The sequence below is a fragment of the Streptomyces sp. NPDC002499 genome (assembly GCF_053595415.1).
The window spans coordinates 615,051-623,754 of sequence record NZ_JBSFXO010000007.1; the positions used below are offsets into that span (position 1 = coordinate 615,051).

At 70.6% G+C, this 8,704-nt stretch carries 7 protein-coding genes, 2 rRNA genes and 1 pseudogene; 2 read left to right on the forward strand and 8 right to left on the reverse strand.

The window, feature by feature from the left end; translation table 11 throughout:
- Positions 1 to 4: 4 nt before the first annotated feature.
- Positions 5 to 352 (forward strand): SCP2 sterol-binding domain-containing protein, encoded by a 348-nt coding sequence (locus ACWD5F_RS22830; RefSeq protein WP_401727447.1) that lies wholly within the window; start codon positions 5 to 7, stop codon positions 350 to 352.
- Here the strand turns inward: ACWD5F_RS22830 and ACWD5F_RS22835 are convergent.
- From ACWD5F_RS22835 to ACWD5F_RS22850, 4 genes are all read right to left on the reverse strand, one after another.
- Entirely contained in the window at positions 336 to 1,265 is a 930-nt protein-coding gene (locus ACWD5F_RS22835) for an ABC transporter ATP-binding protein (RefSeq protein WP_451256739.1), read from the reverse strand. The genes ACWD5F_RS22830 and ACWD5F_RS22835 overlap by 17 nt on opposite strands.
- Complete coding sequence (locus ACWD5F_RS22840; protein WP_451256741.1) at positions 1,262 to 2,299, reverse strand: FecCD family ABC transporter permease; 1,038 nt, start codon at positions 2,297 to 2,299, stop codon at positions 1,262 to 1,264. The genes ACWD5F_RS22835 and ACWD5F_RS22840 overlap by 4 nt, the downstream gene beginning before the upstream one ends.
- The gene (locus ACWD5F_RS22845; RefSeq protein WP_401727444.1) at positions 2,296 to 3,339 is read right to left on the reverse strand and encodes a FecCD family ABC transporter permease; all 1,044 of its coding nucleotides are present in this window, start codon (positions 3,337 to 3,339) and stop codon (positions 2,296 to 2,298) included. The genes ACWD5F_RS22840 and ACWD5F_RS22845 overlap by 4 nt, the downstream gene beginning before the upstream one ends.
- Positions 3,340 to 3,428: 89 nt before the next feature.
- A complete protein-coding gene (locus tag ACWD5F_RS22850; RefSeq protein WP_451256743.1) occupies positions 3,429 to 4,457 on the reverse strand; it encodes an HAD hydrolase-like protein in 1,029 nt (342 codons plus the stop codon).
- Between the two features lie 71 nt (positions 4,458 to 4,528).
- Between ACWD5F_RS22850 and ACWD5F_RS22855 the strand changes: the two genes are divergently transcribed.
- Positions 4,529 to 5,818: a DUF1015 domain-containing protein gene (locus ACWD5F_RS22855; protein ID WP_451256745.1), complete on the forward strand. Its 1,290-nt coding sequence runs from the start codon at positions 4,529 to 4,531 to the stop codon at positions 5,816 to 5,818.
- 60 nt (positions 5,819 to 5,878) lie between these two features.
- Here ACWD5F_RS22855 and ACWD5F_RS22860 read toward each other — a convergent pair whose 3' ends face one another.
- The 4 genes and pseudogenes from ACWD5F_RS22860 to ACWD5F_RS22875 all read right to left on the reverse strand — a co-directional run.
- A complete protein-coding gene (locus ACWD5F_RS22860) occupies positions 5,879 to 6,802 on the reverse strand; it encodes a hypothetical protein (RefSeq protein ID WP_451256781.1) in 924 nt (307 codons plus the stop codon).
- 195 nt (positions 6,803 to 6,997) lie between these two features.
- Positions 6,998 to 7,558: pseudogene (locus ACWD5F_RS22865) on the reverse strand (hypothetical protein); the annotation flags it as partial.
- Positions 7,559 to 8,278: 720 nt separating this feature from the next.
- Positions 8,279 to 8,395, reverse strand: a 5S ribosomal RNA gene (gene rrf, locus ACWD5F_RS22870).
- Between the two features lie 106 nt (positions 8,396 to 8,501).
- Positions 8,502 to 8,704: ribosomal RNA gene (locus ACWD5F_RS22875) — 23S ribosomal RNA — on the reverse strand; the annotation flags it as partial.

An 8,704-nucleotide genomic window follows, 5' to 3' on the forward strand; every position in this document is an offset into this window, starting at 1 on the left:
CACGATGGCCACGATCGAGGAGTGCCGCGCCGCACTCGAAAAGCTCTCGGACAACATGCAGCGCGCCGAGGGGGACACCGCCGCGGCGGCGGCCCTGGACCGCTCGGTGAGCTGCCGCATCACGGACCTGGACGTCACGTTCGTCGGCCGCATGACGGGCGGCCGGATCGTGGTGCAGGACACCCTTCAGGGCCCTCCCAAGGAGAAGGCCCAGATCAGGCTGACCATGTCCGGCGACGACCTGGTGGCGCTGGTGAACGGCGAGCTGAACTTCGCGAAGGCCTGGGGCTCCGGCCGGGTGCGCCTGGAGGCGGGCCTGCGCGACCTGTTCCAGCTCAGGAAGCTTCTGTAGCGGCGACCTTCTCCCCTGCGGCGGCGTCCGCCTCGGAGTCCTCGGCGGCCTTCTTGAGGTCGGCGCGCGCCTTCGTACGCGCCTTCCGCGCGGCCGGCACCACCAGCGGGGTCCCCGTCTCCGGGTCGTCGATGACCTGGCAGCGCAACCCGAACACGTCCTCGACCAGCTCGGCCGTGACGATGTCCTTCGGCGCCCCCTCGGCGATGATCCGCCCCTCCTTCAGCGCGATGAGGTGGGTGGCGTACCGGGCCGCGTGGTTGAGGTCGTGCAGCACGGCGACCAGCGTGCGCCCCTGCTCCTCGTGCAGCTCGGCGCAGAGGTCCAGGACGTCGATCTGGTGCTGGATGTCGAGATACGTCGTCGGCTCGTCGAGCAGCAGCAGCGGGGTCTGCTGGGCGAGCGCCATGGCGATCCACACGCGCTGCCGCTGACCGCCGGACAATTCGTCGACATAGCGATCGGCGAGCTCGGCGACCCCGGTCTGCGCCATGGACTCCTGTACGACCTTCTCGTCCTCGGTCGACCACTGGCGCAGGATGCCCTGGTGCGGGTAACGGCCGCGACCGACGAGGTCGGCGACGGTGATCCCGTCGGGCGCGATGGACGTCTGCGGGAGCAGGCCCAGGGTGCGCGCGACCTTCTTCGCCGGCATCGACTGGATGACCTGGCCGTCCAGCAGCACCCGGCCGACGTTCGGCTTGAGCATCCGGGACAGGGCCCGCAGCAGTGTCGACTTGCCGCACGCGTTCGGTCCGACGATCACGGTGAAGGAGTTGTCGGGGATCTCCACCGAGAGCTGCTCGGCGATGACCCGCTGGTCGTAGGCGAGGGTGACGTTCTCGGCGGACAGGCGGTTCACGGTGCTCCTTCGGTTGTCCAGCCCGCGGCTGGGGATGCTCTGGTCGCTCATATCCGGCCCGCCCTGCGCTCGCTGACGAGCAGCCACAGCAGATAGACACCGCCGAGGACGCCGGTCACCACACCCACGGGGATCTGGTCGGCGCCGAAGATCTTCTGCGAGAGCCAGTCGGCGGTGACCAGCAGGGCGGCGCCCATGCACAGGGACGGCAGCAGGTTGGGGCCGGGCGAGCGGGTCAGCCGGCGCGCGAGCTGGGGCGCGGTGAGGGCCACGAAGCCGACGGGTCCCGCGGCGGCGGTCGCGGTCGCGGTGAGCAGGACGGCGGCCACCAGCAGCAGCGCGCGGACCCGTTCGACGCGTACCCCGAGGGCGTTCGAGACGTCGTCGCCCATCTCCATCATCCGCAGGCCGCGCCCGTTGGCGAGGACCAGCGGCACGAGCACGGCGCACAGCGCGAGCAGCGGCCAGACCTGGTCCCAGTCCCGGCCGCTGAGGGACCCGGTCATCCAGACGACCGCCCGGGTCGCGTCGACGATGTCGGAGATGGTGAGGAGATAGCCGTTGACGGCGGTGACGATCGCGGAGACGCCGATGCCGACCAGGACAAGCCGGTAGCCGTGCACGCCCCGCTTCCAGGCGAGCAGGTAGATGGCGATCCCGGTCGCCAGGCCGCCCACGAGCGCGCCCATGGTGACCTGCGCGGCGCTGCCGGAGAACAGCACGATCATCACCAGCGCCCCGGCCGTCGCCCCCTGGCTGAGGCCGAGCACGTCCGGGCTGCCCAGCGGATTGCGGGTGACGGCCTGGAAGAGGGCGCCGCCGAGTCCGAGCGAGGCGCCGACCAGCAGTCCCACCAGGACCCGGGGCAGCCGCAGTTCGTTGACGATGAACTCCTGGCCGGCGTCCCCGTTCCCGGCCAGCGTCTTGAGCACGTCCCCCGCCGGGATGGGGAAGTCACCGGTGCCGATCAGCACGACGCTCGCGGCGAGCGCGGTGAGCAGGAGCAGGGATACGACGGTGACGGCACGGACGTCCAGACGCAGGGAGAGTCCACCCGGCGTCCTCATGACACGGTTGGTCCTCACAGCTGCGTCGTCCTCCGGCGTCGTACGAGATAGATGAAGACCGGGCCGCCGATGATCGCGGTGACGATGCCGACCTGGACCTCCGAAGGGCGGGCGACGACGCGGCCGACGACATCGGAGCCGAGCAGCATCACGGGCGACAGGATCGTGGCGTACGGCAGGATCCAGCGCAGGTCGGGGCCGGTGAAGGACCGGACGACGTGCGGGACCATCAGGCCGACGAACACGATCGGGCCGCAGGCCGCGGTCGCCGCCCCGCACAGCACGGTGGCGGCGAGCATCGCCAGCGCTCGGGTGCGGTTGAGGTTGGCGCCGAGGGCCTTGGCGGTGTCGTCGCCCATGGCCAGGGCGTTGAGCGGCCGGGCGAGACCGAGGGCGAGGACCGTGCCGACCGCGATGAACGGCAGCACTTGCAGGACCGTCTCGTCGGTCGCCGTCGTCAGCGAACCGACCGTCCAGAAGCGCATCTTGCCGAGCGCGGCCTGGTCGCTGATCATCACGGCCTGGAGATAGCCGTAGAGCGCGGCGCTGATCGCGGTGCCGGCGAGCGCGAGCCGCACGGGCGTCGCACCCCGGCTGCCGCCCAGGAACCAGACCAGCGCGCCGACGGCCGCCGCGCCGAGGAAGGCGAACCACACGTATCCGGTCAGCGAGGTGACGCCGAAGTACGTCATCGCGGTGACGACCGCGGCGGACGCGCCCGCGTTGATGCCGAGCAGTCCGGGGTCGGCCAGCGGATTGCGGGTGAGCGCCTGGAGCACGGCTCCGGAGAGCCCGAGCGCGGCGCCGGCGAGCAGTCCGAGCAGCGTGCGCGAGACTCGCTCCGCGACGACGACGTCCCCGTAGGTCCCCGAGTCCTCGAACAGACCGTGCCAGACCTGCCCCATGGACAGCTCTTTCGCGCCGATCGCGATGCTCGCCACCGCGACGAGCGCCAGGATCAGGACGGAGACGAGGAGCCCAAAGGCCCGTATCGCCCGGCGATTCGGGGGCGCGGGGGCGGTCTCCGCGCGCTGTTCGGGAGGACTGTCGACCAACACGCAGTTAGGTTAGCCTACCCTCGCATCCGCCTTCGATCCCTGGTCGCGCCCGCCTTCCGATCCACCGCCCCGCCACCAAGTGACCCGGCTCACAACGCCAGTCGGGCCAGGGCCTTCTCCGCGTCCAACTCACACCTGCCGTCGCCGGCCACCGTCCAGGCCGCCGCGCACAGCGCCCGCAGACCGTCCAAGTCCTCGCCGTCACCGTCGAGTTCCAGCCGCTCCGCACCGGCCCTCGCGGTCCAGCCACCGCACCGGAACCCGTCACCCGCCTCGGCGACCTCCGGCTGCCCCGTCAGCATCCCGCGCAGATCGGCGTCGACATACGTCGGCCGGTGCTGCGGCGGGGCCGCGAGGAGCTGGGGTCCGTCGGTGACACCGGTGAGGACGAGCAGGGAGTCCACCTCGCCGTTGAACGCGCCCTCGATGTCCGTGTCCAGCCGGTCCCCGACCACCAACGGCCGCTTCGCGCCGGTGCGCAGGATGGTCTCCCGGTGCATCGGAGGCAGCGGCTTGCCGGCGATCTGCGGCTCGGCACCGGTCGTGATCCGGACGACCTCGACCGCCGCTCCGTTGCCCGGCGCGATCCCGCGCGCGCCCGGGATCGTCAGGTCGGTGTTGGACGCGTACCAGGGCACCCCGCGCGCGATGGCGTATCCGGCCTCCGCGAACCGCGCCCAGGCCAGATCGGGCCCGCCGTACCCCTGCACCACGGCCGCCGGATCGTCCTCCGCCGACTCGACCGGCTCGAGACCGCGCTCGCGCAAGGCGACCCGCAGCCCCTCCCCGCCGATCACCAGCACCCGCGACTTCGCCGGCACCTGCTCGCTGATCAGCCGCGCGACCGCCTGCGCGGAGGTGATGACGTCCTCGGCACCCGTCGGTATCCCCAGCGCGGTGAGATGCGCGGCCACGACATCCGGGGTTCGCAGCGCGTTGTTGGTGACGTAGGCGAGCCGCATCCCGCCCTCCCGCGCGGCGGCGAGCGAGTCGACCGCGTACGCGATCGCGTTCCCGCCCGCGTACACCACCCCGTCCAGGTCGAGGAGCGCCGTGTCGTACGCCTCGCTCAGGGCCTGGTCACTGCCCTCGGGCTGCCTCCTGGCGCTCTGGCTCATTCCACATCGCTCCTCGTTCGACGGCTTTCCCCGATCATCCCGCACGCCACTGACACACGTACGATGCCGGGATGAACACTGCAGGTCACTCGGAAGCAACGCTGCCCCGAGGCCTGGAACTCACCCCGTTCCGAGGCCTACGGTACGACCCCGACCGGGTCGGCAGCCTGGCCGCCGTGACATCTCCGCCCTACGACGTCGTCGTACGCCCCGACGGCCTGCACCATCTCCAGGACTCCGACCCGCACAACATCGTCCGCCTGATCCTCCCGCAGGCCACCACCCCGAGCGCCCGCAACGAACAGGCCGCCGACACCCTGCGCCGCTGGGTCGCCGAGGGCGTCCTGACGACCGACGCGGAACCGGGCCTGTACGTCTACGAACAGCGCCACGACGACGGCATGCTCCAGCGCGGCATCATCGGCGCCCTGCGGGTCTCGGACCCCTCCGAAGGCGTCGTGCTGCCCCACGAGGACGTCATGCCGCACGTGGTCGCCGACCGCGCGGCCCTGATGCGCGCCACCTCCGCGAACCTGGAGCCCCTGCTCCTGACCTACCGCGGCAACGGCTCGGCCCCCACGTCGAAGGTGGTCGAACGCACCGCCCAGCAGCCCCCGTTGCTCGCCACCACCACGGAGGACGGCTACAGCCACCGCCTGTGGGCGGTCACCGACCCGGACGACCTGGCCGACGTCCGCTCCGACCTGGCCCACCACCAGGCCCTGATCGCCGACGGCCATCACCGCTGGGCGACTTATCGACTTCTACGCGCGGAGCATCCCTCCCCCAGCGACTGGGACCACGGCCTCGTCCTCCTTGTCGACACGGCCCGCTACCCCCTGCGGGTCCGCGCCATCCACCGCCTCCTGCACGGCCTGCCGGTCGCCGACGCCCTGGCCGCCCTCGACGGCCTCTTCCGCGTCCAGCGCCTGGACGTACCACTGCCGGAGGCCCTCACGACCCTGGCCGACGCGGCCTGCGCGGGCAACGCCTTCCTGCTGGCCGGCGACGGCGCCTTCCACCTCGTCGACCACCCGGACCCGGCCCTCCTCGCCCGCACGATCCCCGCCGACCACCCGCCGGCCTGGCGCACTCTGGACGCGACCGTCCTGCACGCCACGCTCCTCGACCACGTCTGGCACATCCCCGAGGACTCCCCCGCCCACATCGCCTACATCCACGACACGGCGGCGACGGTGGAGAAGGCCGAACGCGACGGCGGCACGGCGGTCCTGATGCACCCCGTCCGCGAGGAGGTCGTCCGCGACCTGGCCCGCCAGGGCGTCACGATGCCTCGCAAGTCCACGTCCTTCGGCCCGAAACCCGCGTCGGGCCTGGTACTGCGCGCGCTGGAGCTCTGACGAGCGAACGGGACATGAAAAAAGGCGGGACCTCACGGCCCCGCCCTCTTCCTGCGCAGATCAGTTCTTACGGTCCTCGAGGCCGTCGTCCTCGACGTCCTCGTCTTCTACATCGTCCTCGACCCGGACCTCGTCCTCGACCGGAGCCTCATCTTCGACCGGGACCTCGATAGGAGCCTCAACTTCGGTCTCGGCCTCAACCGTGACCTCGGTGTCGACCTCTGTCTCAACCTCGGCGTCGGCGTCAGACTCGACCTCGACCTCAGCCTCGGCCTGCTCACCGTCACTGTCGCCCTCGTCGTCCTCGACGAACGCGTCGACGAACTCGACACCGTCCAACTCGGCAAGCCGGTCCGACGCGTCCGTGCTGCCGTCCCGGTCGGCCTCGATCGCCTTCCCGAACCACTCCCGCGCCTCGGCCTCACGACCGGCGGCGAGCAGTGCGTCCGCGTACGCGTACCTCAACCGCGCGGTCCACGGCTGGACGGAGTTGGAGGCGAGCTCGGGGCTCTGCAGCGTCACGATCGCCGCGTCGAGCTGGTCCATGTCACGCCGGGCGCCGGCCACGACGAGCCGCATCTCGACCTGCCCGGCCTTGTCGAGCTTGTTCACCTCGGGCGCACCGGCCATGTCCAGCGCCTTCTCCGGCCGCCCGAGCCCACGCTCGCAGTCCGCCATCACAGGCCACAGGTCCACGGACCCGGTCATCCGCCGCGCCGCCCGGAACTCACCGAGCGCCTCGGAGTACTTCTGGGTCGCGTACGCCGCGAACCCGGCCGCCTCTCGTACGGCAGCGACACGCGACGCCAGCCGCAACGCCACCTTGGAGTAGCCGTACGCGCCCTCGGGGTCCTCGTCGATGAGCCGGGCAACCATCACCAGGTTCTTCGCGACGTCCTCGGCAAGCGTCTTGGGCAGGCTCTGCAGCTCCTGCCGTACATCCTTGTCGATCTCCTCGCCGGTGACGTCCTCGGGGATCGGCAGCCGCTTGATCGGCTCACGGTCCCTGTCCCGGTCCCGGTCGTCCCGGCCGCGGTAGCCGCCGCCACCCTGCCGGTCATCGCGACCCCGGAAGCCACCGGGACGCCCACCGCGGTCGTCCCTACGGTCGTCACGCCGGGGCGCAGATCCACCACGGTCGTCCCGACCCCGGAAGCCACCGCTGCGCTCACCTCGGCTGTCGTCACGCCGGAAGCCACCGCGATCGTCCCGCTGGCCGGCCGGACGAGGAGCACGGTCACCCCGGTCATCGCGACGGAAGGGCGGACGGTCGCCGCCACGGTCGTCCCGACGCGGCCCACGGTCACGGTCATCCCGCTGGAAGGACGGACGCGAACCACGATCCCGATCGTCACGCTGGAACGACGGACGAGAACCCCGATCCCCACGGTCACCCCGGTCACCGCGGTCGTCACGACGGAAGGGCGGGCGATCGCCGCCACGGTCGTCCCGACGCGGCCCACGGTCACGGTCATCCCGCTGGAACGACGGACGCGAACCACGATCCCGGTCATCACGCTGGAACGAAGGACGAGAACCCCGGTCACCACGGTCATCGCGCTGGAACGACGGACGTGAGCCACGATCCCGGTCGTCCCTACGGTCATCACGGCGGGGGGCGCTGCCTCGGTCGCCGTCACGGCGGTCATCGCGACGATCGTCACGTCGGAAGCCACCGCGGTCGTCCCGCTGGCCGGCCGGACGGGGACCACGGTCACCGCGGTCGTCACGACGGAAGGGCGGACGGTCGCCGCCACGGTCGTCCCGACGCGGCCCACGGTCACGGTCATCCCGCTGGAACGACGGACGCGAACCACGATCCCGATCGTCACGCTGGAACGAAGGACGAGAACCCCGGTCCCCCCGGTCATCGCGCTGGAAGGAGGGACGCGAACCACGGTCACGGTCATCGCGCTGCCCCGCCGGACGGGAACCACGGTCACCGCGGTCGTCACGCTGGAACGACGGGCGCGAGCCACGGTCGCCATCGCGTCGGTCGTCGCGACGACCCGCGTAGCCGCCTCCTCGGTTGTCATCCCGACGGAAACCACCGCGGTCACCGCGGTCGTCGCCTCGGCGGTCGCCGGAGCCACCCCGATTGTCATCGCGTCGGCCGGGCGCGGGCCGGTTGTCGTCGCGGCGCCCATAGCCACCGCCACGGTTGGCACCACCGGAACCACCAGAGCTAGCGGAACCGCCGGTGGCTCCGGAGCCACCGCGGTCGCTGCGACCTCCGCGGTAACCACCACGGTCGCCGCGGTCACCACTTTCCCGGCGCCGCTGGTCGCGCTCCGGTCGATCCTCGGGAGAGTTGGTGGACATCGGTGACTCCTGTCTTCGGTACCGCAAGTCATTCTCGCGCAGCCGGGTAGCCGGCGCGCTCCGGGTGGAGCTTGATTCAAAACACAAAAGGACCCCTGGTCCCAGCTTGACGCTGGGACCAGGGGTCCTCCAAAGATTGTTCGGCGGCGTCCTACTCTCCCACAGGGTCCCCCCTGCAGTACCATCGGCGCTGTAAGGCTTAGCTTCCGGGTTCGAAATGTAACCGGGCGTTTCCCTCACGCTATGGCCACCGAAACCCTAATGGTTTCGAGCGAACAAGCACACTTTTCTGTTGTGTGGTTCAAGCTCTAGCCGACAACCGTTCGTTGTCTCAGAACTAACACAGTGGACGCGAGCAACTGAGGACAAGCCCTCGGCCTATTAGTACCGGTCACCTCCACCCATTACTGGGCTTCCAGATCCGGCCTATCAACCCAGTCGTCTACTGGGAGCCTTAACCCCTCAAAGGGGGTGGGAACACTCATCTCGAAGCAGGCTTCCCGCTTAGATGCTTTCAGCGGTTATCCCTCCCGAACGTAGCCAACCAGCCATGCCCTTGGCAGA

Coding starts and splice junctions, on each gene's coding strand:
- ACWD5F_RS22830 (WP_401727447.1), top strand. CDS start 5: ATGGCCACGATCGAGGAGTGCCGCGCCGCACTCGAAAAGCTCTCGGAC.
- ACWD5F_RS22835 (WP_451256739.1), bottom strand. CDS start 1,265: ATGAGCGACCAGAGCATCCCCAGCCGCGGGCTGGACAACCGAAGGAGC.
- ACWD5F_RS22850 (WP_451256743.1), bottom strand. CDS start 4,457: ATGAGCCAGAGCGCCAGGAGGCAGCCCGAGGGCAGTGACCAGGCCCTG.
- ACWD5F_RS22855 (WP_451256745.1), top strand. CDS start 4,529: ATGAACACTGCAGGTCACTCGGAAGCAACGCTGCCCCGAGGCCTGGAA.